This window comes from Sphingobium sp. PNB, assembly GCF_019873065.1.
Taxonomy (GTDB): Bacteria; Pseudomonadota; Alphaproteobacteria; order Sphingomonadales; family Sphingomonadaceae; genus Sphingobium; species Sphingobium fuliginis.
The window spans coordinates 1-26783 of sequence record NZ_JAINEZ010000076.1 but is presented as its reverse complement, the minus strand read 5'-3'; the positions used below and the strand labels follow the sequence as shown (position 1 = coordinate 26783).

23 protein-coding genes and 1 tRNA gene are annotated in these 26783 nt (G+C 65.2%); 15 read left to right on the top strand and 9 right to left on the bottom strand.

Annotated elements, in window-relative coordinates; genetic code table 11:
* The first annotated feature begins 192 nt into the window (after positions 1-192).
* Positions 193-1098, top strand: coding sequence for a DMT family transporter (locus K7W03_RS20685; protein ID WP_222887225.1), 906 nt, complete (start codon positions 193-195; stop codon positions 1096-1098).
* On the opposite strand, the gene K7W03_RS20680 is transcribed toward K7W03_RS20685, so the two are convergent.
* Positions 1090-1521 carry an OsmC family protein gene (locus tag K7W03_RS20680; RefSeq protein WP_044661757.1) on the bottom strand — a complete coding sequence of 144 codons (432 nt, stop codon included), beginning with the start codon at positions 1519-1521 and terminating at the stop codon, positions 1090-1092. The two genes, K7W03_RS20685 and K7W03_RS20680, sit on opposite strands and share 9 nt — an antisense overlap.
* Positions 1522-1623: 102 nt before the next feature.
* Between K7W03_RS20680 and K7W03_RS20675 the strand changes: the two genes are divergently transcribed.
* From K7W03_RS20675 to K7W03_RS20625, 11 genes are all read left to right on the top strand, one after another.
* Positions 1624-1989 (top strand): PRC-barrel domain-containing protein, encoded by a 366-nt coding sequence (locus tag K7W03_RS20675; protein WP_099186347.1) that lies wholly within the window; start codon positions 1624-1626, stop codon positions 1987-1989.
* Between the two features lie 172 nt (positions 1990-2161).
* Entirely contained in the window at positions 2162-2830 is a 669-nt protein-coding gene (locus tag K7W03_RS20670) for an RBBP9/YdeN family alpha/beta hydrolase (protein ID WP_025549911.1), read from the top strand.
* A gap of 154 nt (positions 2831-2984) precedes the next feature.
* Positions 2985-3176: a YezD family protein gene (locus tag K7W03_RS20665; RefSeq protein WP_025549910.1), complete on the top strand. Its 192-nt coding sequence runs from the start codon at positions 2985-2987 to the stop codon at positions 3174-3176.
* 174 nt (positions 3177-3350) lie between these two features.
* Positions 3351-5798 carry a TonB-dependent receptor gene (locus tag K7W03_RS20660; protein WP_222887224.1) on the top strand — a complete coding sequence of 816 codons (2448 nt, stop codon included), beginning with the start codon at positions 3351-3353 and terminating at the stop codon, positions 5796-5798.
* A gap of 162 nt (positions 5799-5960) precedes the next feature.
* On the top strand, positions 5961-6833 hold the full coding sequence (gene panB / locus K7W03_RS20655; protein ID WP_048577961.1) for a 3-methyl-2-oxobutanoate hydroxymethyltransferase: 873 nt from the start codon (positions 5961-5963) through the stop codon (positions 6831-6833).
* Positions 6834-6907: 74 nt separating this feature from the next.
* Positions 6908-7606 (top strand): tetratricopeptide repeat protein, encoded by a 699-nt coding sequence (locus tag K7W03_RS20650; protein WP_222887223.1) that lies wholly within the window; start codon positions 6908-6910, stop codon positions 7604-7606.
* A 14-nt stretch (positions 7607-7620) separates the two neighbouring features.
* Positions 7621-8964 (top strand): PQQ-binding-like beta-propeller repeat protein, encoded by a 1344-nt coding sequence (locus tag K7W03_RS20645; protein ID WP_413469345.1) that lies wholly within the window; start codon positions 7621-7623, stop codon positions 8962-8964.
* A 117-nt stretch (positions 8965-9081) separates the two neighbouring features.
* Positions 9082-10449: a ribosome biogenesis GTPase Der gene (gene der, locus K7W03_RS20640; protein WP_044661752.1), complete on the top strand. Its 1368-nt coding sequence runs from the start codon at positions 9082-9084 to the stop codon at positions 10447-10449.
* Positions 10436-10651, top strand: coding sequence for a sulfurtransferase TusA family protein (locus tag K7W03_RS20635; RefSeq protein WP_222887221.1), 216 nt, complete (start codon positions 10436-10438; stop codon positions 10649-10651). Before der ends, K7W03_RS20635 begins: the two co-directional genes overlap by 14 nt.
* A gap of 133 nt (positions 10652-10784) precedes the next feature.
* On the top strand, positions 10785-11228 hold the full coding sequence (locus K7W03_RS20630; RefSeq protein ID WP_025549905.1) for an Hpt domain-containing protein: 444 nt from the start codon (positions 10785-10787) through the stop codon (positions 11226-11228).
* A 140-nt stretch (positions 11229-11368) separates the two neighbouring features.
* Positions 11369-12400 (top strand): LLM class flavin-dependent oxidoreductase, encoded by a 1032-nt coding sequence (locus K7W03_RS20625; RefSeq protein WP_222887220.1) that lies wholly within the window; start codon positions 11369-11371, stop codon positions 12398-12400.
* On the opposite strand, the gene K7W03_RS20620 is transcribed toward K7W03_RS20625, so the two are convergent.
* Positions 12368-13489 (bottom strand): acyltransferase family protein, encoded by a 1122-nt coding sequence (locus tag K7W03_RS20620; protein ID WP_222887219.1) that lies wholly within the window; start codon positions 13487-13489, stop codon positions 12368-12370. The two genes, K7W03_RS20625 and K7W03_RS20620, sit on opposite strands and share 33 nt — an antisense overlap.
* 146 nt (positions 13490-13635) lie before the next feature.
* Between K7W03_RS20620 and K7W03_RS20615 the strand changes: the two genes are divergently transcribed.
* Positions 13636-15294 carry an ATP-binding protein gene (locus tag K7W03_RS20615; protein ID WP_025549902.1) on the top strand — a complete coding sequence of 553 codons (1659 nt, stop codon included), beginning with the start codon at positions 13636-13638 and terminating at the stop codon, positions 15292-15294.
* A gap of 4 nt (positions 15295-15298) precedes the next feature.
* Here the strand turns inward: K7W03_RS20615 and K7W03_RS20610 are convergent, their stop codons facing one another.
* The 6 genes from K7W03_RS20610 to K7W03_RS20585 form a co-directional block, all read right to left on the bottom strand.
* Positions 15299-16750, bottom strand: coding sequence for an MATE family efflux transporter (locus K7W03_RS20610; RefSeq protein ID WP_222887218.1), 1452 nt, complete (start codon positions 16748-16750; stop codon positions 15299-15301).
* A gap of 106 nt (positions 16751-16856) precedes the next feature.
* Positions 16857-19580, bottom strand: coding sequence for a valine--tRNA ligase (locus K7W03_RS20605; protein ID WP_222887217.1), 2724 nt, complete (start codon positions 19578-19580; stop codon positions 16857-16859).
* A gap of 59 nt (positions 19581-19639) precedes the next feature.
* Positions 19640-21685 (bottom strand): alpha/beta hydrolase family protein, encoded by a 2046-nt coding sequence (locus tag K7W03_RS20600; protein ID WP_222887216.1) that lies wholly within the window; start codon positions 21683-21685, stop codon positions 19640-19642.
* Between the two features lie 217 nt (positions 21686-21902).
* The gene (locus K7W03_RS20595) at positions 21903-22394 is read right to left on the bottom strand and encodes a DUF2497 domain-containing protein (RefSeq protein ID WP_044661746.1); all 492 of its coding nucleotides are present in this window, start codon (positions 22392-22394) and stop codon (positions 21903-21905) included.
* 69 nt (positions 22395-22463) lie between these two features.
* Positions 22464-23936: a TolC family outer membrane protein gene (locus K7W03_RS20590; protein ID WP_025549899.1), complete on the bottom strand. Its 1473-nt coding sequence runs from the start codon at positions 23934-23936 to the stop codon at positions 22464-22466.
* Between the two features lie 20 nt (positions 23937-23956).
* Positions 23957-24589: a protein-L-isoaspartate O-methyltransferase family protein gene (locus K7W03_RS20585; RefSeq protein WP_044661744.1), complete on the bottom strand. Its 633-nt coding sequence runs from the start codon at positions 24587-24589 to the stop codon at positions 23957-23959.
* A 200-nt stretch (positions 24590-24789) separates the two neighbouring features.
* On the opposite strand from K7W03_RS20585, the gene K7W03_RS20580 reads away from it, so the two are divergent.
* Positions 24790-24863, top strand: a tRNA-Cys gene (locus K7W03_RS20580).
* Between the two features lie 12 nt (positions 24864-24875).
* On the opposite strand, the gene K7W03_RS20575 is transcribed toward K7W03_RS20580, so the two are convergent.
* Complete coding sequence (locus K7W03_RS20575) at positions 24876-25667, bottom strand: sulfite exporter TauE/SafE family protein (protein ID WP_222887215.1); 792 nt, start codon at positions 25665-25667, stop codon at positions 24876-24878.
* A 331-nt stretch (positions 25668-25998) separates the two neighbouring features.
* Here K7W03_RS20575 and K7W03_RS20570 point away from each other — a divergent pair, with 331 nt between their 5' ends.
* Entirely contained in the window at positions 25999-26673 is a 675-nt protein-coding gene (locus tag K7W03_RS20570) for a glutathione S-transferase family protein (protein ID WP_173664384.1), read from the top strand.
* Positions 26674-26783 lie beyond the last annotated feature (110 nt).

Genomic DNA, 26783 nt, shown 5'->3' with positions numbered 1-26783 from the left:
GGGGGTGGGCTGGCGCGACATCAGCGTGAATTTTCAACGGCTAAGCTGGAAGCTCGCTACGCTCGCGCCCACCCCTAACCCCTCCCGCCTGCGGGAGGGGAAGGTCCTGAATTGGCCAATTTCCCGCATTCCGGACCTGTCCATCCCCCGTTGGGCGGTTGCGTCCTCCCGCAGCGGGGCTAAGGCGTTCGCATGCCGCCCCCACCCCCATCCAATCGCCCGCATCGTCCGTTCACCGCCATCGGCCTGCGCCTGTTCGCGGTGATCTGCCTTTCGATCATGTTCGTGACGGTCAGGCTGGCCGACGCGCGCGGCGTCCATGTGGTGGAATCGCTGTTCTACCGCCAGGCCCTGGCGCTGCCGGTGGTATTCGCCTGGATCGCGATGACAAGCAGCATGGGATCGATCCGCACGCGACGCATCGGCGTCCATGCCACCCGCATGATCATCGGCCTGACGGGCATGGTGCTCAACTTCCTGTCCTATATCCTGCTGCTGCCGGCGGAAGCGGTGACCATCGGCTTCACCATGCCGATCTTCGGCACGATCCTGTCCGCCCTCATCCTGCGCGAGGCTACCGGCATCCACCGGTGGAGCGCGGTGCTCATCGGCTTTCTCGGCGTGATCGTGATGGTCCGGCCGGATGCCGGGCATTTCCCCGCGATCGGCGTCGCGGTCGCGCTCGCCGCGGCTTTCGTCACCGCCTGCGTCAGCCTGGTCCTGCGCGAACTGGGCCGCACGGAAAGCGCCGGGGTGATCGTCTTCTGGTTCACCCTCCTCTCCCTGCCGCCGCTGGGCGTGGCGATGCTGTTCCACGGGCAGGCCCATGACGCCATGACATGGGGCCTGCTGCTGCTGATCGGCGTGACCGGCGGCATCGCGCAGATCTGCATGACCGCGGCGCTGCGCTGGGCCCCCGTTTCCGTGGTGCTGCCGATGGACTACAGTTCCATCGTCTGGACGACGCTGCTCGGCTGGGCGATCTGGGGCAACTGGCCGATCGCGACGACGTGGATCGGCGCGGCGCTGATCGTGGGGAGCGGCCTGTACATCGCCTGGCGCGAACATGTCCACGCCAGGCGCACGCCTTCAGCCTAGCAGTTCCGCGTCCAGGCTGATCTCCGCATTCAAGAGCTTGGACACGGGGCAATTGGCCTTCGCCTTGGCGGCCAGTTCCTGGAACCGCGCATCGTCCGCGCCGGGGATGGTCGCCTTCAGGCTCAGCTTGCTCGCCGTGATGGCAAAGCCGCCTTCCTGCTGTTCCAGCGTCACGACGGCATTGGTCTCCATCTTCTCGGCCGTCAGCCCCGCTTCGCCCAATATCAGCGACAGCGCCATGGTGAAGCAGGAGGCGTGGGCCGCCGCGACCAACTCCTCGGGATTGGTGCCCGGCACCCCTTCGAAGCGCATCGCAAAGCCATAGGGATGCGCATCCAGCGCGCCGCTCTGGGTCGAAATCGCGCCCTTGCCGTCCTTCAGGCCGCCGCTCCATACCGCCGATCCGCTGCGATTGATCTTCATGACCGTCCTCCTGTTCGCATATCATCTCGTCTGCCCCGGGGAACCCGTCCGGTCCCCCTTGGTTCGGTCAGCATAATGCGATTTCTTCGCAGGAGAGTGACGATGTCTGACATGGCGAGGGAAAATCATGGCGACCTGATCGCATCCGACCGGATCGAAGGCACCACTGTCTACAACCGCCAGGGGGAGCGGCTGGGCCACATTTCCAACTTCATGGTCGACAAGCGCAGCGGGCAGGTCCGCTATGCCGTGCTGTCCTTCGGCGGCTTCCTGGGCATCGGCAACGATCATTATCCGCTGCCCTGGTCGATGCTGAGCTACGACACGGACAAGGGCGGCTATGTGGTGGATCTGGCCAGGGACATATTGGACCAGGCGCCCCGCCATTTGCCGGACGAACGACCCGATTATGACGACGCTTACGGCCGCAGCGTCTTTCACTATTATGGGCTGATCTACCCCTGGTAAGGGGCGTTCCGGCGGTTTCGGGCGGCGCAAAGGTGGTAGTCCCCGACCCTTTCCACTATATGAACCTCAGATGAATCGGGTTGCCCAAATTCCGACACATTTTGCCGCTTGACCATTGTCTACCGGATAAATAGAATTATCTCTCCCTCGACAATAGGACGAGGATTTGACCATGGAGCGATTCGGACATTCGGGAGACGCGCGCCAGCCGGTCGTGCTGACCATACCGGGTCTCAACAATAGCGGGCCGGGTCATTGGCAGACGCTGTGGGAAAAGACGCGCGGTGATTGCGAGCGGGTCGACCTGGGAAGCTGGGCCAGCCCCAGCCGCAATAGCTGGGTCACGCGGCTAGACGCCGCGATCCGGGCGGCGGAGGGGCCGATCATCCTGGCCGCGCACAGCCTGGGTTGCCTTGCGGTCGCCTGGTGGGGCGCCTTGCAGAGCCAGGCCTATGGCTGGCCCGTGACCGGCGCGCTGCTGGTGGCGCCGCCCGATTGCGACCGGATGGAAACGCCCGAGACGATCGGCGGCTTCGGCCCCACGCCCCGCGCGCAACTGCCCTTTCCCTCGATCGTCGTGGCGAGCCGCAACGATCCCTATATCTTCTTCGAACGCGCCCACAGCATCGGCAAGAATTGGGGCAGCAGCTTTGTCGATGCGGGCTTTTGCGGCCATATCAATGCGGATTCGGGCCTGGGCGAATGGCGCTTCGGCCAGGCTTTGCTCGAAAAACTGATCGACAATGCGCATGAGCAGGCTTCTGCAATGCGCCAGTTACGGCCCGCCATCCCGCTGGCGCATCAGGAGCGGCGATTGGCGGCGCTGCGGGTCAACGGCTAGTCTATAGTTTTTGTTATCGCATCGTTTCTACGGAAAACCGGACCCATTTTCCGAACGATGCTTTTGGGGCGCGACAAGAGAAACTTGAGCGCCCCTTATATTTGCTTTTTTGTCTATCAATACAGTTGAGATAAAGAGCGGCTAAGAGGTGTTTATGAGTGAAAACCGATCGATTGAATTCGCCCGCAACGGCCGCAGTGACGGGCAGCGCCACGACATTGCGGTCAGCATCGAAAAGGTGCGCAGCGTGCTGGAGGCGCTTCGTTTCGGATCTGTCACGCTGACCGTGCATGACGCACGCGTCGTGCAGATCGACGTGACGGAAAAGACGCGCCTCACCGCCTGAAACAAGAGCGGGGGGAGCAAGAAGATTCAGGGTTGCTGAACAAGGCCCGCAAAGGGCCGGATAACAGGTGGCAAGGGGTGGGCCACATTTTCCATTCCCAGACCAACGGCTTTGAGCGGATCACCGCAGGGGCCGCGATCAACATTCACCGGACATCCGGAAGGGGAATATACAATGATTGCGCGTTTTCTGTTGCTCGCCGGCGTGGCGAGCGCATCCTTTATTGCGTCCACCGCATCTGCGCAGGACGCGGCTCAACCCGTTGCGGACAGCGCCGAACAAGCCACTGCCCGCGGGGAAGTGATCATCGTCACCGCCCGCCGCCGTGCGGAAACCGCGCAGGAGGTGCCGCTGGCGATCTCCGTGATCCGCGGCGACAGCATAGAGGCGACCGGCAATTTCAACGTCGTGAAGCTCCAGCAACTAGCGCCGACGCTTCAGGTCTACACCACCAACCCGCGCAACACCTCGGTCAACATCCGCGGCCTTGGCGTGCCGTTCGGCCTGACCAGCGACGGTTTCGAACAGGGCGTCGGCATCTATGTCGACGACGTTTACAACAGCCGCGTCGCCGCCGCGACCTTCGACTTTCTGGACGTGGCCCAGGTCGAAGTGCTGCGCGGTCCGCAGGGCACGCTCTACGGCAAGAACACCACGGCCGGCGCGATCAACATCACGACCAACCAGCCGACATTCGATTTCGAGGGCCGCGCCGAGCTGACCGTCGGCAATCTCAATTACAAGCAGGCGAAGGCCGCCATTTCCGGCCCGCTGTCCGACACGATCGCCGCCCGCATCGCCGTTGCCGCGACCAGCCGCCGGGGGACGATCTACAACGTCACCAGCGACCGCTGGATCAACGAGCAGGACAATCTGGGCATTCGCGGGCAACTGCTGTTCAAGCCGACCGACAATTTCAGCCTGACCCTGTCGGGCGACTACAGCAAACAGGACCCGGAATGCTGCGGCACCGTGTTCGTGCGGGTGGGCAGGACGCAGCGTGTGCTCACGCGGCAATATGATGCACTGGCCGCCGCCCAAGGCTATGTCGTGCCCAGCCGCAATCCCTATGATCGTCTGACCGATCTGGACAGCACCCTGAACGCGGGCAACAAGATCGGCGGCGTATCGGCGCGGATCAAATGGGACGTCGGTCCCGGCACGCTGACATCGGTCACTGCCTGGCGCTTCTGGGACTGGAAGCCGGAGAATGACCGCGACTTCACCGGCCTGTCGGTCGTTTCGAAATCGCAAAACCCCTCTCAGCAGGACCAGTACAGCCAGGAATTCCGCTATAATTACGAAAGCCAGAAGATCGACTTCGTGGTCGGCCTGTTCGGCTTCAAGCAGCGGATCGACACCCAGGGCACGGAGCAGCAGGGCGCCAACGCCACCAAGTGGAGCCTTGCGCCATCGACCGATCCCAACAATGTCTATAACCGCAACGTGCTGAACGGCCTGACCGCCACCAACACGCAATGGCTCAAGAGCACCAGCGCGGCGCTGTTCGGCCAGCTGAGCTGGAAAGTGACCGACACCCTCACCATCCAGCCAGGCGCGCGCATCAACTATGACAAGAAGTCGGGCTTCTACGAACGTATCGTGACGGATGGCGCGGGCGTCGTCGTGGACTGCACAGCGCTGCCCTTGTCGTCGGTTCGCTCGGCACAGTGCGGCGTCTATCAGGGACAGCGCACCAATCCGTCCGACAGCGCATGGAACTTCACCTACGACTTCAACGTCAATTACAAGGTCGCGCCCGACATCCTCGCTTATGCGACCTATGCGAAGAGCTTCAAGACGCTGGGCATCAACCAGAACGGCCTGCCGCTCAACAGCAGCACCAACCTGCCCGACTACAGCGTGGGCACGGTGAAGCCTGAATCGGTCAATCATTTCGAAATCGGCCTGAAGACCCAGTTCTGGGATCGCCGCGCCACCTTCAACCTCACCGCGTTCCGCACGGACATCAAGAATTTCCAGGCGACGGTGAACGGCGGACAGTTCGGCACGGTGCGCGGCTATCTCGCCAATGCGGACAAGGTCCGGTCGCAGGGCATAGAGGCGGACTTCAAGGTCGTCGTCAGCGACCGTTTCACGGCCTATGCGAACGGCGCCTATACCGACGCCAAGTACAAGAAGTTCGCCAACGCCCCCTGCCCGCCCGAACTGTCCGGGGGCACGTCGCAGCCCACCAATCAACCCGCCGACTATTCCAATGCGGGTGTTCCCAACACCCTCAGCCCGCGCGCATGCGACATTTCCGGCGAGCGTCTCCCCGGCGTGTCGAAATGGGCCTTCTCCTACGGCGCGGAATATAACATTCCGGTCACGCTGCTGGACAAGGACGGCCAGCTCTATCTGGGCGTCGACGGCAATTACCGGTCGCACTGGAACTCCAACGCCTCGCCGTCCATCTACACGGAGGTGAAGGGCTATGCCCTGACCAACTTCCGCGCCGGCTTCCGGGGTGAAGGGTTCGACATCTTCGGCTGGGTCCGCAACGCCTTCGACGTGAACTATATCGAAAATCTCCAGGTCGCGCCGGGCAATACCGGCCTGATCGCCGGTCAGCCCGGTGACCCGCAGACCTGGGGCGGTACGATCAAATTCTCGTTCTGACGATGCCCAAGGCCTCTCGATAGGGGCTGGCATCCAACGATGTTCACCCCCTGCGGGGAGCGACACGGCCCTGTCGCTCCCCGCATTTTTCAATGCCGCCCTGAACGGATTGGATACGGCCCCGATTTGCGCCCCGCGCCCCGCTGCGGTAGAGCGCATCCCATGTCCACGACCTTCACGCTCGACACGTCGACCAGCCGCGCCAACCCCACCCCCGCGCCGATGAAGCGCCTGACGGTGCCTGCCATCCAGCGCCGCAAGTTCGAGGGGAAGACGGAACAGCCGCTGGTGATGCTGACCGCCTATACCGCGCGGCAGGCGCAACTGCTCGATCCGCATTGCGACATGCTGCTGGTCGGCGATTCGCTGGGCCAGGTGATCTACGGCCTCCCCTCCACCCTGCCGGTCACGCTCGACATGATGATCGCCCATGGCGCCGCCGTGGTGCGCGGCAGCTATCACAGCGTCGTGCTGGTCGACATGCCCTTCGGCAGCTACGAAGCCTCCCCGCAGCAGGCCTTCGCCAGCGCCAGCCGCGTCATGGCCGAAACCGGCTGCGCGGGCGTGAAGCTGGAGGGCGGCGTCGCCATGGCCGAAACCATCGGCTTCTTGAGCCAGCGCGGCATTCCGGTGATGGCCCATATCGGCCTCACCCCGCAGGCGGTGAACGCGCTGGGCGGCTATGGCGCGCGCGGCAAGAGCCAGGAGGAGCATGCCAAGATCATCTCCGACGCCCGCGCCGTCGCGCAGGCGGGCGCCTTCGCCATGGTGCTGGAGGGGGTGATGGAGGACATCGCCGTCACCGTCACCGACAGCGTCGACGTGCCGGTGATCGGCATCGGCGCGTCGGCCCATTGCGACGGGCAGGTGCTGGTGGCGGAGGACATGCTGGGCATGTTCGAGCGCGTGCCCCGTTTCGTGAAGCGTTATGAAAATATCGCGGAAACCATCGGCAATGCCGCCGCCCGCTATGCGCAAGATGTCCGGAACCGGCACTTTCCGACCGAAGATCAGGTCTATCGGCCCAAAAAGTGATTTGCGTGAGCCAAGAGCCCCGCTAATGATCGCGCCTTCCGCGTGCCGTAACTGACGAATTTCTGGAGACCCAAGTGGCCCTGACGCCGCAAAACAGCGAAGCCTTCATGCGTGAGGTCGACGAAGCCGTCCGGCAGGACCGGTTGCTGACCTTCTGGCAGCGCTTCGGCCGCTGGATCGTGGCGGCGGTGGTCATCGGCCTCGCGGCCTTCGCCGGCTGGCTCTATTGGCAGCATTATACGAAGACTCAGTCGCAGGCCGTGTCGGAGGAAATGGACAAGGTGATCGCCACGGCGGTCGGCGGCGGCACCCCCGATGCGAAGGAACTGGACAAGCTGACGCAGGCGAGCCAGCCCGGCTTCCGCGCCTCCGCTCTGCTGGTGAAGGCCGGCGCCGCCGCGCGCAAGGGCGACAGCAAGGCCGCCATCGCCGCCTATCAGGCGATGGCGGATGACGGTTCGCTCGACCGCCCCTATCGCGACCTGGCGCTGATCCGCCAGACCACGCTGGAATATGAAAGCCTCGCTCCGCAGCAGGTGGTCGACCGGCTGAAACCCCTGGCTGTCGAGGGCGCGCCCTGGTTCGGCAGCGCCGGGGAACTGGTCGCCATCGCCTATATGAAGATGCGCAAGCCCGATCTCGCCGGGCCGCTGTTCGCCGCCATGGCGAAGGACAGGAACGTGCCCCAGTCGATCCGTTCACGCGCGCGACAGATGGCAGGCTTATTGGGTGTGGATGCAGTCGAAACGCCGGTCGCGGCGGGACAGGAATGATTGGGCGCATGGGAATGCACAGCATGACGAAATTTTCGGGCGCCGGCCGCGCCCTGACCGTGGCCATGATGATCGCCCTGCTGGCGGGTTGCGGCATCGTGGGCGGCAAGAAGGGCGGCCCCAAGACCCCGGTGGTCGGCAAGCGCACCTCGATCCTCAGCAATGAACAGGGGGTGGAGGTCGATCCGACGCTGGCCGACGTCCCCGTGACCCTGCCCGAACCCTATGTGAACGACCAATGGTCGCAGCCGGGCGGCAGCCCCGCCAAGACCATGGGCAATCTGGCGCTGGGCGCGTCCCCCTCTCAGGCGTGGACCGCCTCCATTTCGGGCAGCACGCCGCAGGCCCGCCTCGCCTCCGCTCCGGTGGTGGTCGGCGGCAAGCTTTACGTCATCGACGCCGATGCGCGGGTCATCGCCTTCGACGCCAACAGCGGTGCGAAGCTGTGGCAGACGCCCCTGCCCGCCGAAGGCAGCGGCCGCGCCCTGTTCGGCGGCGGCGTCAGCGTGATCGACGGCAAGCTCTATGCCAGCACCGGCGTGGGCGATGTTGCCGCGATGGATGCGAACACCGGCGCGATCCTGTGGAAGAAGCGCCCCGGCGGCCCGCTGCGCGGCGCGCCGACGCTCGCCAATGGCCATGTCTATGTGATGGGGCAGGACAATCAGATCTTCGCCCTCAACCAGAGCGACGGCGAGGTGCAGTGGACCGACAGCGGCACGCTGCAAGTCACCGGCATTTTCGGCGTGGCCGCCCCCGCCGCCGCGCAGGGCACGGTGATCGCGGGCTACAGTTCGGGCGAGCTGACCGCCTATCGCTATGAAAATGGCCGGACGCTGTGGGGCGACGCGCTGTCGCGCACCAGCATCTCGACCGCCGTGGCGTCGCTGACCGACATCGACGCCGATCCGGTCATCGACCGCGGCCGCGTCTTCGCGATCGGCCAGGGCGGCCGCATGGCGAGCTATGAACTGGTGAGCGGCCAGCGTCTGTGGGAAATCAACATCGCCGGCATTTCCACCCCTTCGGTCGTGGGCGAATGGGTGTTCGCCGTCACCAGCGACGCCAAGCTGCTCTGCGTCGCCCGCGCCACGGGCAAGATCCGCTGGATCAGCCAGCTCCGCCGCTGGCAGAAGGAAAAGAAGAAGGACAAGGCGATCCGCTGGACCGGCCCGGTGCTGGCGGGCGGGCGGCTGGTGCTGGTGTCGACCCATGGCGACCTCAACTATGTCGATCCGACCACCGGCAAGATCCAGGCGGAAATCGATCTCGACCGGTCGATGTCGCTGTCGCCGATCGTCGCGAACAACACGCTTTATATCCTGGCCGATGACGGAAAGCTGACGGCATTCCGCTGACGCCACCGGCGATTTCAGGTAAACGTGCTCCTGCGAAGGCAGGAGCCCAGTCCAAGCGGTGGAACTGGGCTCCTGCCTTCGCAGGAGCACCCATTTTTTAAAGGATACGGGCCTCTCATGCTGCCCACCGTTGCCATTGTCGGACGCCCGAATGTGGGCAAGTCCACCCTTTTCAACCGGCTCGTCGGCAAGAAGCTGGCGCTGGTCGACGACCAGCCCGGCGTGACCCGCGACCGGCGGGAGGGGCAGGCGAACCTGCTGGGCGTCGATTTCACCATCATCGACACCGCCGGTTATGAGGATGAAGACCCGCAGACCCTGCCCGGCCGCATGCGCATGCAGACGCAGGCGGCGGTGGAAAATGCCGATGTCGCGCTGTTCGTCGTGGACGCTCGCGCGGGCATCACCCCGCTGGACGAGGAAATCGCCCGCTGGCTGCGCGAAGGCGACGCCCCCGTCGTGCTGATGGCCAACAAGGCCGAGGGCAGGGCAGGCGACGACGGCGTGATGGAGGCGTTCAGCCTGGGCCTGGGCGACCCCGTCCCCTTCTCCGCCGAACATGGCCAGGGGCTGGCCGACCTGTTCCAGGCGCTGCTCCCCTATATCGACCGCGAAGAGGAGGAAGAGGAGGCCGAACCCGAAGAGGCCGACCTCGAATCCGCGCCGCTGAAGCTCGCCATCGTCGGCCGACCCAATGCCGGCAAGTCGACCCTCATCAACCGGCTGCTGGGCGAAAACCGCCTGCTGACCGGCCCCGAAGCGGGCATCACCCGTGACTCCATCGCCGTCGACTGGAGCTGGACCAGCCCCGACGGCGAAGAACGCCCCGTCCGCCTGATCGACACGGCAGGCATGCGCAAGCGCGCCAAGGTGCAGGACAAGCTGGAAAAGCTGGCGGTTTCGGACGGCCTGAACGCTGTGAACTTTGCCGAAGTCGTCGTGCTGCTGCTCGATTCCACCCGCGGGCTGGAGGCGCAGGACCTGCGCATCGCGGACAAGGTGATCGAGGAAGGCCGCGCCCTCGTCGTCGCGCTCAACAAATGGGACACGGTGGAGCATGGCTCGGCGCTCTATCAGGGCATCAAGCAGGCGCTGTCCGACGGTCTCGCGCAGATACGCGGCGTGCCGATCATGACCGTCTCCGCCGCCACCGGCAAGGGTCTGGACGACCTGATCCGCGTCGCCTTCGAAACCCGCACCGCCTGGTCGCAGCGCGTGTCGACCGGCATCCTCAACCGCTGGTTCGAACGCGCGCTGGAGGCCAATCCGCCTCCCGCCCCCGGCGGCAAGCGGATCAAGCTGCGCTACATCACCCAGAACAAGACCCGCCCGCCGACCTTCGTGCTGTTCGGCACGCGGCTGGACGAACTGCCCGAAAGCTATCGCCGCTATCTGGTGAACGGCATCCGCAAGGAACTGGGCTTCGGCGCGGTGCCAGTGCGGTTGACGCTGCGCAGCGCCAAAAACCCCTATGCCAGCAAGTGAAGCGGTCCATATCGACGCAAGGGGGATGAAATGCCCCTGGCCCGCTCTCCGCGCGGCGCGGGCGATGCGATCCGCCGATGCCGTGACGGTCGAGGCGGACGATCCCGTCGCCGCCACGGAACTGGAGGCGCTGGCGCGGCAGCAGGGCTGGGGATTTGTTGCGCAAGGGTCCGGCCTTTTTGCGCTCTCCAGATCATCCTGACGTCCTCGCTATCGTCATGCCGAACCTGGTTCAGCATGATGTGGGGTTCCATAACGCCTCCCCTCGCGCTGCAACTTAACCCCCTATTTACGCTCCTCTTCTATATTCCCCCGGCAGAACAGGGAGTGTCAGGGTGTCATATCAAGAGGCCGAACTGGTCAACTGGACCGATTTTGCCAAGTCCCGTTCGGAGCTGGGCACTGCCTTCCTCCGGATTCTGGGCTATTTCCGCGAGGACGGCGCAAAGGCGATCAGCGCGATCGAGGAAGCCTTCCGCGCCCGCAACGCCGCTGCGCTGGTCACCCCGGCCCACACGCTGAAGGGCGAGTCGGCCCAGTTCGGCGCCTATCGGCTGAGCGGCATGGCCGAGAAGATCGAGATGGTCGCCCGCCGCTGCGTCGAAAGCCGGGAAGGGCCGGACGAACTGATCGAGGACGTGGTCGCGCTTCGCCCCTGCTTCACCGAGACGATGGCCCTGCTCGACCGCGACGCCAATCCGCTGGTCGCCCGCAGGCCGCAGGGCTTCGGCCGCCGCGTCGACAATCCGGTCCAGGGATTCGGCCGCGCCGCCAGTTAAATGCGCGGCAGGGATTTGTGGGCATAAAGCGCGCCGCGCTCCCGCGCGGGCAGGAGCACGCAAATCTCTCCGAAGACGTCCGCTTCTATACCTCCGAATTAGTATTGAAATAAAACCGGTCATCCCCCCATATGCGGGTCATGACCCGTTTCTCCGTTCTGGACCTTGTCCCCGTCAACGAAGGCAGTAGCGCCCGTGAGGCGCTTGGCCGCGCCGCCGCCTTTGCCGCCCATGCCGAAAGCCTTGGCTTCCACCGCTATTGGGTGGCGGAACATCATGGCATGCCGGGGATCGCCTCGGCGGCGACCGCCGTGGTCCTGGCGCATATCGGGCAGGCCACCAGCCGCATCCGCATCGGCGCGGGCGGCATCATGTTGCCCAATCATGCGCCGCTGCTGATCGCGGAGCAGTTCGGCACGCTCGCGGCGCTCTTTCCCGGCCGCGTCGACCTGGGTCTCGGCCGCGCTCCCGGCTCCGACCAGCGCGTGGCGCAGGCGATGCGGCGGACACTGACGGGCGGCCCGGACGAATTCCCTCGCGACGTGATGGAATTGCAGGCCTATTTCGCGGGCGACAGCCGCCTCGGCTTCCAGGCGACCCCCGGCGCGGGCGAGGATGTGCCGCTCTGGATTCTCGGCTCCAGCCTCTATGGCGCGCAACTGGCCGCCGCACTGGGCCTTCCCTATGCCTTCGCCTCCCATTTCGCGCCGGGCGCGCTGGATGAGGCCATCGCTATCTACCGCCGTGATTTCCGTCCGTCGGCGCAGCTCGCATATCCCTATGTGATGGCGGGCTACAATGTCTTCGCCGCCGACACGGTGGAGGAGGCGCGGCTCATCGCCACCTCCATGCAGCAGGCCTTCGTGCGGCTGCGCACCGGGCAGCCGGGCAAGCTGCAACCGCCCGTGCCCGGCTATTATGAAAGCCTGCCGCCGCAGGCGCAGGCGATGCTGGCCGATGTGCTGAGCGCGTCGAGCATCGGCACCCAGGCCGATGTCAAGCGCGACCTGGCCGCCTTCATCCGCCGCACGCAGGTGGACGAGATCATCATCGGCGGCCAGATCCACGATTTCGAGGCGCGCAAGCGCAGTCTGGAAATCGCCATGGCGGCAGGCCAGGCGGTGGCCGGCCGAATGGCGTCAGACAGCCATCAGGCGGCCCCCGCTCAATAGCTTCGCAAGCCCCGGCGCGGCGCGGCTGAGCAGCGATCCCAGCAGCACCACGGCGACCAGCACCAGCAGCGGCTGCACCAGCAGATAGGCGGGATAGAAGGGTGAGCCCAGCTTGCCGAACACGACCCCCAGCACCGGCCCGCCCAGCCAGATCAGGATGAGGTGGGAGCAGAAGAGGAAGAAGGCGAAAGGCTCGATCCGCAACAACATGCCCCGCGCCGCGCTGGCCGCTAACGACCAGGCCAGCCGCCAGAAGAACAACGCCGCCGCGACCCGCACCGCCATGTCCAGCACCGCCGTGCCGATGCCCGGCGGCAAGGCGCCCGGATGCAGGGAAATATAGAGCTGCGCGGTCATCAGCAGCGCAAAGGGCGGCGCTGCGACCATCCAGGGCAGCGCCGCCACGCGATCGGCCAGCCCCTCGCGCCGGGCGACGATGCCCATGATGAAGAAGAACAGGATCGACGCGCGCATCAGCACCGGCGGCCCCCAGCCCATGATCTGGCACAGCGCCGCCATCGCGGCGACCGCCCCCAGCGCCCAGCCCGGCAGGCGGACGAACAAGGGCGCGGCGAGCATGCACAGGAACAGGTCGCGCAGGAACGGCATCTGCACGTTGATGTCCGGATTGCGGCTGACGATGAATAGCTCCTCGAACATCCAGCCGGTGGACGAGGGCACGGGCGCGGACAGGCCCAGCATCCAGGCCGCACCCGAAACGAACAGGATCGCCAGCGCATTCCACAGGATCATCGGCAACAGGATCGTCCGCGCCTTCCGCCCGACATGGCGCAACCAGTCGTGGGTCCGCGACGACCCCTCGACCAGCCAGCCGGAAATCAGGCCCAGCAACGGCACGGCGCTGCGCCCGAAAACCTCCATCAGGCCCCAGCGCAAACTGTCCTGCGGCGTGCCCCTCAGGCTTTCCAGATCATGGCCGTTCAGGCCCGTCCACGCATGGACATAGACCACGCCCAGAATGCAGATCACCCGCGCGATGGAGATCGCGTCGGAGCGCCGCGCCGCATCCGTCGTCAGCACCCGCGACACAGGGTTTTCCCGATTTTCGGCCAATGTTTCAACAGCCAAGCCTGACACGCATTTCCTCTGACCATCGCGGCGCCGGGCATGGCCGCACCATTAACATGGGTGAGCGATAAGCAGATTCTTTACCAGTCGCGGGTTAAATCGATCCGACGTGCCGGAATCCCGTCCGGTCGAGGGAAAACAGGTTCATGACCCAGATGCACGGTGCAGACCATTTCGCCGGCGCGCAGCCGCATGTCTTTCAGGCTCCGGTCGATGCCATGGGAATGGTTTTCCAGATTTCCGGGTCCAGTTCGCAATTGATCATCGACGCCTCCCGCATCGCCGCGCTGTCGCACGATTCCGATCCTTCGCTCGCCATGGCGGGGCAGGTCGGCAGCCAGGTGAAGATGCGCGTCGGCCAAGTCTGGCTGATCGCCAGCGTCCGCGCCATGACCATGGACCGGCAGGACAGCAACAGCATCATCGTCGACATCGACTTTCTGGGCGAAGGCGATGAGGAAAAGCTGACGGGGCGCATCTACCGCTTCCGCCGGGGCGTGACCCGTTACCCGACGCCGGGGACGGAGGTCTATCCGGTATCGAGCGCGGACATGCAGCAGATCTATTCGGCCGACGACCGCCCCCATGTGCAGATCGGCACCGTCTATCCCACGTCCGACACCCGCGCCGCGCTTTATGTCGATTCGATGCTGGGCAAGCATTTCGCGCTGCTGGGTTCGACCGGCACCGGCAAGTCGACCAGCGCCGCGCTCATCCTGCACCGCATCTGCGACCTGTCGCCGCAGGGGCATATCGTGATGATCGATCCCCATGGCGAATATGGCGCCGCCTTCCAGCAGAATGGCGCCGTCTATGACGTCAACAACCTCGCCCTCCCCTATTGGCTGATGAATTTCGAGGAGCATTGCGAGGTGTTCGTCACCTCCGAAGGCTCAGAGCGGACGGTGGACTGCGACATCCTCGCCAAATGCCTGCTGGCCGCGCGGTCCAAGAACCGGCTGGCGGAGAGCATCGGCCGGCTGACCGTCGATTCGCCCGTCCCCTATCTGCTGTCCGACCTCACCAACATCCTTCAGAACGAGATGGGGAAGCTGGACAAGGGCACCGGATCGCTGCCCTATATGCGGCTCAAGACCAAGATCGACGAGATCAAGAGCGATCCGCGCTACAGCTTCATGTTCTCCGGCATGCTGGTCGCGGATTCGATGCAGGAATTCCTCGCCAAGATCTTCCGCCTGCCCTCCGGCGGCAAGCCGATCTCGATCATCGACGTGTCGTCCATGCCGTCCGACATCACGTCCGTCGTGGTGTCGGTGCTGTCGCGGCTGGTGTTCGACTATGCCCTCTGGGCGCGGGACGAGCCGCAGCGCCCGATCCTGCTCGTCTGCGAGGAAGCGCATCGCTACATCCCCAGCAGCACGACCGGCGGCGGTCAGGCCGTCCGCCGCATCCTGGAACGGATCGCCAAGGAAGGCCGCAAATATGGCGTGTCGTTGGGCCTCATCACCCAACGCCCGTCCGATCTGGCCGAAGGCGTGCTGTCGCAATGCGGCACGATCATCTCGATGCGCCTTAACAACGACCGCGACCAGGCCTTCGTGAAGGCCGCCATGCCCGAAGGCGCGCGCGGCTTCCTCGATTCCATTCCCGCCCTGCGCAACCGGGAGGCGATCATCTGCGGCGAAGGCGTCGCCGTGCCGATCCGCGTCGCGCTCGACAATCTGGAGGAGGAGCGGCGTCCCGCCTCGGGCGATCCGAGCTTCACGGAACTCTGGCGCCAGTCCGGCGGCGAAGCGGACATCCTCGACCGCACCATCACGCGCTGGCGCAGCCAGGGCCGGTAAGCGATTATCCCGCCGGGACGATCCGTCCGGCGGGCTCGCTCTCCGCATTGATGCTTTCGCGGCACTCTTCCTCGTCCACTGGGACGAGCAGCTTCGCCTTGCGCCAGCCGCCCTGCAGGTAAACCAGCCCCGCCAGCAGGAAGGACGACGCCGAACCCACGGGAAAGCTCAGCCACAGCGCGTCCGCCCCCAGATGCGGATAGCCCAGATGGTAAAAGCCCAGCCGCACCGCGAAGAGGGTGAAGATCAGGATTAACAGCGGCCGCACCACCACGCCATTGGCCCGCATCACGCCGAACAGGATCATCGTGCCGCCGAACAGCACGAAGCTCCAGCTCGCCAGAAGCTGCATGTGCCAGGCGGCGGCGATAGCGGCCTCGTTCCGTCCCAGGAACAAGGCCAGCAGCGGCGCGTGGAACAGCAGGATCACCGCCACCATCGTGCCGGTGATCAGCAGCAGATAACCCATGCCATAGCCGGTGATCCGGCCGATCCGGTCCCATCGCCCGGCGCCGATATTCTGCGCCGCCATGGCGCTGACCGCCGCGCCCATCGCCATGGCCGGCATCTGGAGATAGGTCCAGATCTGCTGCGCCGCGCCATAGGCCGCGGTGACCAGAAAGCCCTCCCGGTTGACGAGGCCGATCATCACCAGCCCGGATGCGGACATGACGATCATCTGCAATCCCATCGGCAGCCCCTTGCCGAACAGGACGCGCATCTGGTCCGGCGCGGGGCGGAGATAAGCCAGTTCACGCCCGCGCAGGCGCAACGGCAGATCCTTCGCATAGGTGTAGAGGACAAGGCCGATCAGGCTGACCACGCCCGCCGCCGCCGTTGCCGCGGCCGACCCGCCTATGCCCATGGCCGGGATCGGCCCCAGTCCCAGGATCAGCACCGGGTTGAGCACCAGGTCGACGCCCACGCTCACGAACATGAAGATCAGCGGCGTTCGCGCATCCCCCGTGCCGCGCAGGCCCATCATCATCATGACGCTCAGCAGGGAGGCGGGCATGGCAACGAAGATCACCCGCAAATAGACGAGCGCCAGGTCGAACGCCTCCGCCGGGGTCGCCAGCAGCCGCAGCAAAGCGGGCGCGCCGATCCATCCGGCGGTCGCGACGACCAGGCCCAGCAGGGTGCAGAAGCCGACGGCAGAACCGAAGGCGCGGCGCGCCGCGTCCAGATCGCCCCGTCCCACCGCCTGCGCGATCATCACCGTCGACGCCATGCCGAAGCCGAAGACGATGGAGAACATCAGGAACATGGTGATGTTGGCGTTGGCGGTCGCCGCCAGCGCCTGCGCGCCCAGGAAACGGCCGACCCAGATGGCGTTGATCGATCCATTCAGCGACTGGAGGATGTTGGACGCCAATGTCGGAACGGCGAACAGCAGCAGGGCCGATGCGATCGGTCCCTGCGTCAGGTCCCTGGCCCGATGTTCCCCTGCAACCATGATCCCTCCTGCCCCCTTGCGGATGGGGACCGTAGGGACGCCGCATCCTTCCGGCGCGCCCCTTCCGGTCCTTTTGCCGGCGCACCCTGCCCGATGCGCCGGCCGGTCAGGCGAGCCGTTCCAGCGCCGCCTTCAATCTTTCCGCCTCGGCCGCCTTTTCGCCATGGTCCTCCCGCGCCTTGGCGACGGCCTCGGGCTTGGCCTTCTCGACGAAGCTGGGGTTGGAAAGACGCCCGGACAGCGAATCCCGTTCCTTCTCCGCCGCCGCCAGCGCCTTGGCGAGCCGCGCCTTTTCGGCGGCGATGTCGATCACGCCCTCCAGCGGCAGGATGAATGTCGCCTCGTCCACCACGATCTGCGCCGCGCCGCCCGTGACGCTGTCGCCGAAGGACAGGCTTTCCACCCGGCCCAGGCGCGCCAATGCGGCCCCCTGGCGGTCGATGCGGCGGCGGGTTTCCTCCGACGCATCATGCACGACGACGCCCAGCTTCGCGCCCGGCGGCACGTTGAGTTCGGTGCGCGCCGTCCGCATCGCGCCGATCAGGCGGATCAGCCAGTCGATCTCCGCCTGCGCCTCGCCGTCGACGGCATAGAGCGCCTGCGGCCAGCGCGCGACGATCAGTTCGCCTTCCCGCGTTCCGGTCAGATTCCATAACTCTTCGGTAATGAAGGGCATGAAGGGATGCAGCATCACCAATATCTGGTCGAACGCCCAGCCGGCCACCGCCCTTGTTTCTTCATCCATGGAGCCTTTGGTCAGCTCGATATACCAGTCGCAAAACTGGTCCCATATGAAGTGGTAGATGGCGTTGGCCGCTGCATCGAAGCGCAGTTCGGCCATGGCGGTGTCGATCGCCTGCACGGTCGCCACCGTTTCCGCGACGATCCAGCGATTGACCGGCGCCTCCGCATGGGGTGCCTCATGGCTGGTCGAGGCCGTGACGCCGTTCGATTGCAGGAAACGGGCCGCGTTCCACAGCTTGGTCGCGAAGTTGCGATAGCCCTCGACGCGCTTCTCATCCATCTTCACGTCGCGGCCCTGGCTTTCCATCGCCGCCATGAAGAAGCGCAGCGCATCCGCGCCGAACCGGTCGATCAGACCCAGCGGATCGACCACATTGCCCTTGGACTTGGACATTTTCTGTCCGTCCGCGGCGCGCACCAGTCCGTGGAGGTAGAGCTTGCGCCACGGCACCTTCTCTCGCGGATCGCTCCGCTCCGGACCCATGAATTCCATCCCCATCATCGCCATGCGCGCATCCCAGAAGAACAGGATGTCGAAGCCGGAGATCAGCAGGTCGTTGGGATAGTGGCGCTTGAGCGTCTCCGTCTCTTCCGGCCAGCCCAGCGTGCCGAAGGGCCAAAGCGCGGAGGAGAACCAGGTGTCCAGCACATCGGGGTCGCGGGTCAGCCTTTTATTGCCGGCAAGAGCCTGCGCTTCCTCTTCGCTTTCCGCGACATAGGGATTGCCGTCCTCGTCATACCAGGCGGGAATCCGATGCCCCCACCAGAGCTGGCGCGACACGCACCAGGGCTGGATATTCTCCATCCAGTTGAAGAAGGTCTTTTCCCAGGTCTTCGGCACGATCTCGATCCGCCCGTCGCGCACCGCCTGCATCGGCGCGACGGCGAGCTTCTGCGCATCGACATACCATTGGTCGGTCAGCCAGGGCTCGATCACGACGCCGGACCGGTCGCCAAAGGGCGTCTGGATGGTGCGTGGCTCGGCGTCGGTGACGACCTCCTCACCCTCCTTGTTCCTGGTGACATGCGGAACCAGCAGGCCAAGCGCCTTCATCTCCGCCACCACCAGTTCCCGCGCCCCGTCCACGCCGTCGTTGCGGAAGCGGTGCAGGCCCAGGAACCGTTCCGGGATCAGCCCGTCGGCGGTCTGGACGACATTGGCGTCGGCATCGAACATGTTGAGCATTTCGGCCGGCCTGAAACCCGCCCGCTTGCCCACTTCAAAATCGTTGAAATCATGTCCGGGCGTGATCTTGACCGCACCCGATCCCAGTTCCGGATCGGCATGCTCGTCAGCGACGACCTTGAAGCGGCGGCCAGTGATCGGCTGGAGGATGTCCTTGCCGATCACATCCCTGTAGCGCGGGTCTTCGGGATGAACGGCGACCGCCATGTCGGCCAGCATCGTTTCCGGCCGCGTGGTCGCCACGACGATATGGTCCGCGCCATTGGCAAGACGAACGCCATCGGCCAGCGGATAGCGGAAATGCCAGAAGCCGCCCTTCACCTCCTGCGTCTCGACCTCCAGATCGGAAATGGCCGAGCGGAAGCGCGGGTCCCAGTTCACCAGCCTCTTGTCGCGATAGAGCAGCCCACGGCGGTGCAGTTCCACGAACACCTTGATGACCGCCCTGGAAAAGCCCTCATCCATGGTGAAGCGCTCATTCGCCCAATCCATGGAGCATCCCAGGCGGCGAAGCTGGCGCGTGATCGCGCCGCCGCTCTCCGCCTTCCACTCCCACACCTTCTCGATGAACTGCTCGCGCGTGTAGTTGGTGCGCTTGTCCTGCCGCGCCTCCATCTGCCGCTCGACCACCATCTGCGTCGCGATGCCGGCATGGTCGGTGCCCACCACCCACAGCGCATCCTTGCCGCGCAAGCGTTCGTAGCGGATCGCGATGTCCTGCAACGTGTTGTCGAGCGCATGGCCGATATGCAGGCTGCCCGTCACGTTCGGCGGCGGGTTGACGATGGTGAAGGGCTCTGCGTCGGGCCGTTCCGGGCGGAACAGCCCCTTCTCCTCCCAATGGGCGTACCAGCGGGATTCGATTTCGGCGGGGTCGAAGGTCTTGGGCAGTTCGGTCATAGGCTGGCCTTTACGCAAGGCGGCGGCGGCGTCAACTTTCCGCCGCCTCGGGGGCGACCTTATTTCTTCGTCCACCGGTCCAGCCAGCCCAGCGCCTCATCATACCATTGCAGCGAGTTGCGCGGCTTCAGCACCCAGTGATTCTCGTCCGGAAACACCAGCAGCTTCGACGGCACGCCGCGCCGCTGCAACGCGGTGAAGGCCGCCAGTCCCTGCGTATAGGGAATGCGGAAGTCCTTCTCCCCCGTCACCACCAGCATCGGCGTCTTCCACCGGGTCACATGGTTGACGGGGTTCCATTTCTCGAACTCCTGCGGATTTTCATAATAGGGTCCGCCATGTTCCCATTCGTCGAACCACAGCTCCTCCGTTTCATAGGCCATGGCGCGGGCGTCGAAAACGCCGTCATGCTGGACCAGGCATTTGAACCCGTCGGGCCAGTTGCCCGCGATCCAGTTCATCATATAGCCGCCATAGCTGGCGCCGAGCGCGCAGCCATTGCCGGCATCGACCTGCGCATCCTTGGCCGCGGCGGCGGCCAGACCCAGCTTCAGGTCCTCCAGCGGCTTCCCGCCCCAATCCCTGTTGATGCTGTCGGTAAAGGCCTGCCCATAGCCGGTCGAGCCGTGGAAATCGACGATCACCGCCGCATAGCCATGGGCGGCGAACGCCTTGGGATTCCAGCGATAGGACCAGCTATCGTTGAAACTGCCCTGCGGCCCGCCATGGACCAGCAGAGCCACCGGCAGCTTGCCCGCCCCGTCTTTCGGCTTCACGATCTGGCCCCAGACGGTGTCGCCATCGGCGCCCCTGAAGCTGAAGCGCTGCACCGACACATCGTCGATCCCGGCCAGCTTGTCCGCATTCACGCTGGTCAGCCGCACGGCCCTGCCCTTGCCGCCGGGCATCTTCCAGAAATCGGCGGGCGCCTGGATGCTGTCGAGCGAATAGACGAAGCCGCCTTTGGGCAAGGGCAGGACGCTGCCCACATGCCCGGTCCGGGTCAGCCGCGCGACCCTGCCCGACGCAGCGTCCACCCGGAACACCGGATGATCCAGCACATCGTCCGCCGTGACCAGAAGGCCCTTCCCGTCCGCCGCCCAGGCGATGGACGCGACCGACCGGTCCCACGCCTCGGTCAGCGCCCTCGTCTCCCCGGTCGCGATGTTGCGCAGCATCAGCACCTGCCGGTCGCTCTCATAACCGGGCCGCTTCATCGCTGCATAGGCCAGCCATTTCCCGTCCGGAGAGACAGCGGGCATGCTGTCCATCGCATCATTGCCGTCCGTCAGGTTGACCGGCGCCGCGCTGCCGTCGGCGGGAACCGCGAAAATGTCGAGATCGGTCGAAAGGGATTCGATCCGCCCGGCCTCACGCAGCGCGAAGAACAGGGTCTTGCCGTCCGCGCTCCACGCAATCTCCTCTGCGCCGCCAAAGGGCTTGGACGGGCTGTCCCCGACCAGCGCCCCCATGACCGACACCGCCTTGCCGCCGCCAAGCGGCATCACGAATATCCGGGAACGCTGGCCGTCCGCCCACATGTCCCAATGGCGTACGAACAGTTGGTCATAGACCCGGCCCGTGCCCGCGCCGGGCGGCGGGGCCGCCTTCACATCGTCCAATGTCTTCGCGCCTACGGGCCGGTCCGCCCACAGCGCGACCCGATCGCCCGCCGGACTCAGCAGGAAACCGGAAATCCCGCCGGGCGCCCGCGTCACCTGCTCGCTTTTGCCGCCGGTCAGGGCAACCCGCCAAAGCTGGTCGTCGCCGCTCTGGTTGGAGAGATAATAGAGCGATTTCCCGTCCGCCGAAAAGGCAGGCGCGCTTTCATTCTTATCCGCGACGGAGGCGATCAAGCGGGGCGCCGCGCCCGCCTGGCTCAGGTCCAGCAGGTACAGGTCCGTCCGGCCCCTGTTCCCCGCAAGATCGGTCACGCGCAACTGATAGGCCAGCCATTGCCCGTCCGGCGAAACCGCCGGCGCCGACACCCGGCGGAGGCCGACCATGTCGCTGGGCGTGAATGGCCGGGCAGAGGCTGGCGCGACGGCCAACGCCGATTGGGCCAGGGCCAGAGCGCCAAATCCCGCCTGCAGAAGATATTTCATGGATGAACACCCTTGGATCGGATCGCGCCGCTCTCGTGCGGGCGGCGTCGACAGCTATGGACAAGGGTGTAGGCAGCGTCCCGCCATGGCGCAAGGATCAACCACCGGAGCGTAACAAAAGAACAAAGATCGTCGGATCATGATGCGTAAGGCACGCAACGCGCCCAGGACCGGCAACCGTTCGCCACAAATAGGCGAATCAGCGCCTGCTGCCGGCTCAACGGCCGGTGATGCGGGCGATTTCCTTGGCCACCATATCCTCGACCATCTGCGGCAGCCGCGCGTCCAGCCATTCCTTCAGCATCGGCTTCAGCATCGAACGCACCAGCCCGTCCAGCGTATTGTCCTCGCCTTCCCTGGGCGTTACCAGCATGGAGGACAAGGCGGACAGCGAATGCCGGGCCGCCACTTCGCTCTCGACGGACAGGATGGACGCATCCTCCTGCTCGGCAACGGGCCGGGGGGTGCGGGACGTTCGGTGGGCGGGCATGGGTTCCTCCACAGCAACCTCGTCGGTCAGCTCCAGCACTTCGTCGCTGGCAGGGTCGGACATCGCCTCTGCGACCGGCACGGGCCTGACCTTCTGCGCGGCCTCGCCGCGCACGCGGCGCGGCAGGGTCTGCACCGCTTCCTCGCCCTCTTCAGCGATGATCCGCTTGATGGACGACAGGATGTCCTCCATCGAGGGTTCCTTGCTCATGTCGCCCATGGTCAACCCCTGTTCCAGTCCCCGTTAACGCCATAGCACCAAAGGAACGCCTTCGGGGTTAAAATTGCGTTAAGGCTGCGCCAAACCGGGGTCCACATTGGCGTTTTGCGCCGGGGAGTCAACGGTCCGCGTCGATTGGACCTTCGGCGCCGGGTCGAAATCCCAATCGAACCACTTGCCCTTCACCCGCTCATAATTGACCATCGGATCATAGAGGGCGCCGGTTTCAAGGTTCAGGTCGTCGGCCTCCGCATGGCCCATGGCCGCCAGCAGGCTGAAGCCGGCGACATAGGCATTGCGCCGCGCCGTCACCAGTTGGACCTTGGCGTTCACCGCCTCCTGCTCGGCATTCAAGATGTCCAGGATGGTGCGGCTGCCTACGGAATTCTCCGCCCTCACCCCTTCCAGCGACAGGTTCGCCGCGTCCACCGCCTTCTGGTTCGACTGGATGCTCTCCAGCGAGGCCTGCCAGCTCGCATAGGCGGATCGCGTCTGCGCGATGACGCCGCGCTCGACCTCGATCTCCTGCTCCATCGCCTGCGATTCGAGCGCCTGCCGCTGCCGCACCTGCGCGGCCGGACGCCCGCCCTGGTAGAGCGGAACGCTGATCTGCACGCCTGCGGACGCCTGCTTGTTGATCTGCGATCCGTTGGCGCTGTTCACGGCGTTGAGCGAGTCGAGATAATTGGTGTAGCCCGCCTGGGTAAAGGCGGAGAGCGTGGGCGACACCGCCGCCTTCGCCGCCCTCACATCATAGGCCGTCGCTTCCCGGCTCTTGGCCGCGGCCAGGATGTCCGGATTGTCCTTCAGCGCGACCTGCACCGCGGCGTCGGGCGTCGCGGGCAGTCCGGGCAGTTCGGGCGGCGGCTGAAGATCGCCCGGCGCTTCACCCACCAGCGCGATGTAATTTTCCCGGCTGGCGATCAGATTCGCTTCCGCCGTCTGGAGATTGGAGCGGGCGAGCGCCAGCCGCGACTCGGACTGCGCGACATCCGTCCGGGTCACGTCACCCACTTCGAAGCGGTCGCTGGTCGCCTGGAGATTGACCTCCAGCGCCTTCACATTGGCCTGGTTGAGCGCGACCACCGCACTGTCGCGGATCACGTCCATATAGGCGGCCACCACCTGCGAGAAGACGCTCGCCTCGGTCCCGCGCAGATCGGCCTGGCCCGCGGCAACGCGGGTCTTCGCCGCCTTCACGCCGTTGCGCACGGCGCCGCCGGAATAGACCGGCACGGTCAATTGCGCGTTCGCATCCACCGTCCGCTGCGGCGAGGTGAAGCTGATCGTCGGCTTGAGAATGCTCTCCGTATAGGTTCCGGTCGCTCCCAGAGAGGGCCGACCCGCCGCCTTCTGAAGCGGCACATTCTCGTCGGTCGCCCGCTGCCCGGCACGCGCGCCCGTCAACGTCGGGTTGGACCGGTAGGCCTTGGCCAACGCCCCCTGCAACGTCTCCGCATGGGCCGCGCCCGCCAGCGTGGAGGACATCGACAGCAACAGGATGAGGGCGGCGCGCCCCGGAAGCTGAACTTTTGCCGTCATGTCCCCCCCAACAGGCCCTTTCAGAACACAAATCTTTCCGGCGCCGCGAAGCCCGGAAGCACAACCATTTCGATGTCGGCGAGGCGGGAAAGACCCAGCACGCCCGACACCACCCGGCCGCTGCACAGACGGGTGACGCCGCGCTCGACGATACCCGTCACCACCCGCGCGCCATCGGCAAGCTGCTGAACGAGCGCGGCGGGCACTTCCTCCACCGCGCCGTCGACAAACAGCACGTCATAAGGCGCGCCGGCCGCGGAACCGGCATTCAGGGGGCCGCGGACAAGGGTGATGCCGTCGACCGCGATCTGCGGCCCGCCCTCTTCCTCGACGGCGGTGACCTGCGCGCCCAGCGCCGCGAGCAGCGCCGCGCTGTAACCGGTCGCCGCGCCGATCAGCAGCACCTTGTCGCCCTTGAGGATCTGCGCTTCCTTGAGCAGGCGGCCCGTCACCAGCGGCGGATTGAGCGCACGCCCGTTCGCCAGCGGAACCGGCCGGTCGACATAGGCCATCGCCCGCCGCTCGGCCGGCACGAATTCCTCGCGCGCCACATGCGCCATCGCCGCGATCACGCGCTGATCATCCACATCGCTGGTGCGAAGCTGGCTTTCGACCATGGCGGTCCGCATCGATGAAAAATTCTGCTCGGTCACGACAATTCCTCGACTGGGATAGCTTTTAGAAAAGCTGTATTAGGAAAGCAATACAGCAAAGATATAATCGGACCTCTAAATCAGCGGACAAGCCACGCCAAGCGGCTTTGCGCGCCGTGGCGCCAGAATCTTGCGCCCCAATATAACAGCGCTGCTTGACTTTGCATCAAAAGCCGCACATTTGCGGCCACCCATGCCGAGGCCCGATGGCGGAGTGGTGACGCAGCGGACTGCAAATCCGTATACGCCGGTTCGATTCCGGCTCGGGCCTCCAGACAATTTCCCGTCAGGCGATCAACCGCCATCCCACCACCACCAACACCGCCGCCAGCAAGGGCTGAAGCACGCGGTCCGACGTGCGCGTCGCCAGCAGAGACCCGATCACGATGCCCGGCAGCGATCCGGCCAGCAGGTTGACCAGCAGCACCGGGTTGACGTTGCCGATCCACAAATGGCCAAGCCCGGCCACCAGGGTCAGCGGCACGGCATGGACGATGTCGGTCGCCACCAGCCGCTGCATCCGCATGCGCAGCGGGTAGAGCGCCAGCAGCAGCGGCGCGCCGATCGCCCCTGCCCCGACCGAAGTCAGCGTCACCATCGCGCCCAGCAACGCCCCCGCCAGCACGGTCAATGCCGGCTGCCAGCGGGTAAAGCGGTCGGCCGTGCCGACCCGGCGGGCCAGCGCCCATTGATGGAACCGCCCGCGCAGCAAGGTCGCGACCGCCGTGCCGATCAGCACCACGCCCAGCGCGCCCGTGATCACGCCGGTCTTGATCTGCCCCAGATGCATCTGCGACAGGATCGCCAGGACGATCAGCGATGCGGGAATGCTGCCGATCATCAGGCGCTTTACCACATCATAGTCCGGGCCGCCCTCCGCGCCGCCCTGATGGTGGTGCACCGCACCCCCGACAGCCTTGGTGATCGATGCGAACCACAGGTCGGTGCCGACCGCCGTGGTGGGCGCGACGCCGAACAGCAGGATCAGGATCGGCGCCATCAGCGATCCGCCCCCCACGCCGGTCATGCCAACCATCAGGCCGACAAAAAGGCCTGCGATCGCGTGCAACCAATCCATATTCCGCCCCAAACTCATTACGTCGTGAAATCGACCGACGTGTAAGGCCGAAAAACCATGCCAGCCAGCCCCCTTTTGGATTGGAAATTTATCGTCGCCAAAACAAATGCTGTTGAATGCATGAATGGCGCGATCCCCTCGACTTTCCGCGCCCGCCTCGTCTAAAGACCATTGGACAATGCGCCTTCATGGTGCATGGCGTCGCCGGCCCTTTTCGCCTCCCGGCCACCCAACGGCATCCTGATATGAGCGGGTGGGAGGGGCAGAGAGCCGGCACCGCATCGAAATTGGCTCTTTCGCGCATTTCCAAACAGGCTCTAAAGACAGGGGCATGATGAAGCTGTTCATTGGCAACAAGGCCTATTCGAGCTGGTCGCTGCGCGGCTGGCTGGCGTGCAAGCTGTCCGGCCTTCCCTTCGAGGAAGTGGTTGTGCCGCTTTATGACGAGGCATGGGAGAAGCGGCGCGAAGGCGACGAATTCGCGCCCTCTTCCGGCAAGGTTCCCATATTGTGGGACGGCGATGACATCGTCGTGTGGGACAGCCTGGCGATCGTCGAATATCTGAACGAAAAGTCGGGCGGCGACAGATTCTGGCCGGCCGATACCGCCGCGCGGGCCATGGCCCGTTCGATGGCGGCGGAAATGCATTCAAGCTTCGCCGCGTTGCGCCGCGAGCACAGCATGAACATCCGCCAGATCTATGCCCCCGTCCCGCCGTCCGAAGCGGTGACTCAGGACATAGCCCGCATCATGCAGCTCTGGGCGCAGGCCCGCGCCCGCCATGGCGGCGAGGGGGAATTCCTGTTCGGAGACTTCAGTGCGGTCGATGTGATGTTCGCGCCGGTCGTGACGCGCTTCATCACCTATCAACTGCCCGTGCCGCGCTTTGCGGAGGCTTATATGCGCGCGGTCATCAACCATCCCTGGATGCAGGAATGGATCGGCGGCGCCCAGGCGGAAGAATGGGTGATCGACAAGTTCGAAGCGCCGCCGCAATTGGGGTGAGGCCGGTTTTGGCCAGTTCAAGACCTTCCCCTCCCGTAAACGGGAGGGGTTAGGGGTGGGCGCGAGCGTAGCGAGCTTCTGACTTAGCCGTTGCAAAACAGCGCAGATGC

Bases quoted from the DNA above. Each gene is read 5' to 3' on its own strand.
- K7W03_RS20685 (WP_222887225.1), top strand. From the start codon at position 193: ATGCCGCCCCCACCCCCATCCAATCGCCCGCATCGTCCGTTCACCGCC.
- K7W03_RS20680 (WP_044661757.1), bottom strand. From the start codon at position 1,521: ATGAAGATCAATCGCAGCGGATCGGCGGTATGGAGCGGCGGCCTGAAG.
- K7W03_RS20675 (WP_099186347.1), top strand. From the start codon at position 1,624: ATGTCTGACATGGCGAGGGAAAATCATGGCGACCTGATCGCATCCGAC.
- K7W03_RS20670 (WP_025549911.1), top strand. From the start codon at position 2,162: ATGGAGCGATTCGGACATTCGGGAGACGCGCGCCAGCCGGTCGTGCTG.
- K7W03_RS20665 (WP_025549910.1), top strand. From the start codon at position 2,985: ATGAGTGAAAACCGATCGATTGAATTCGCCCGCAACGGCCGCAGTGAC.
- K7W03_RS20660 (WP_222887224.1), top strand. From the start codon at position 3,351: ATGATTGCGCGTTTTCTGTTGCTCGCCGGCGTGGCGAGCGCATCCTTT.
- panB (WP_048577961.1), top strand. From the start codon at position 5,961: ATGTCCACGACCTTCACGCTCGACACGTCGACCAGCCGCGCCAACCCC.
- K7W03_RS20645 (WP_413469345.1), top strand. From the start codon at position 7,621: ATGCACAGCATGACGAAATTTTCGGGCGCCGGCCGCGCCCTGACCGTG.
- der (WP_044661752.1), top strand. From the start codon at position 9,082: ATGCTGCCCACCGTTGCCATTGTCGGACGCCCGAATGTGGGCAAGTCC.
- K7W03_RS20635 (WP_222887221.1), top strand. From the start codon at position 10,436: ATGCCAGCAAGTGAAGCGGTCCATATCGACGCAAGGGGGATGAAATGC.
- K7W03_RS20625 (WP_222887220.1), top strand. From the start codon at position 11,369: ATGACCCGTTTCTCCGTTCTGGACCTTGTCCCCGTCAACGAAGGCAGT.
- K7W03_RS20615 (WP_025549902.1), top strand. From the start codon at position 13,636: ATGACCCAGATGCACGGTGCAGACCATTTCGCCGGCGCGCAGCCGCAT.
- K7W03_RS20610 (WP_222887218.1), bottom strand. From the start codon at position 16,750: ATGGTTGCAGGGGAACATCGGGCCAGGGACCTGACGCAGGGACCGATC.
- K7W03_RS20605 (WP_222887217.1), bottom strand. From the start codon at position 19,580: ATGACCGAACTGCCCAAGACCTTCGACCCCGCCGAAATCGAATCCCGC.
- K7W03_RS20600 (WP_222887216.1), bottom strand. From the start codon at position 21,685: ATGAAATATCTTCTGCAGGCGGGATTTGGCGCTCTGGCCCTGGCCCAA.
- K7W03_RS20595 (WP_044661746.1), bottom strand. From the start codon at position 22,394: ATGGGCGACATGAGCAAGGAACCCTCGATGGAGGACATCCTGTCGTCC.
- K7W03_RS20590 (WP_025549899.1), bottom strand. From the start codon at position 23,936: ATGACGGCAAAAGTTCAGCTTCCGGGGCGCGCCGCCCTCATCCTGTTG.
- K7W03_RS20575 (WP_222887215.1), bottom strand. From the start codon at position 25,667: ATGGATTGGTTGCACGCGATCGCAGGCCTTTTTGTCGGCCTGATGGTT.
- K7W03_RS20570 (WP_173664384.1), top strand. From the start codon at position 25,999: ATGATGAAGCTGTTCATTGGCAACAAGGCCTATTCGAGCTGGTCGCTG.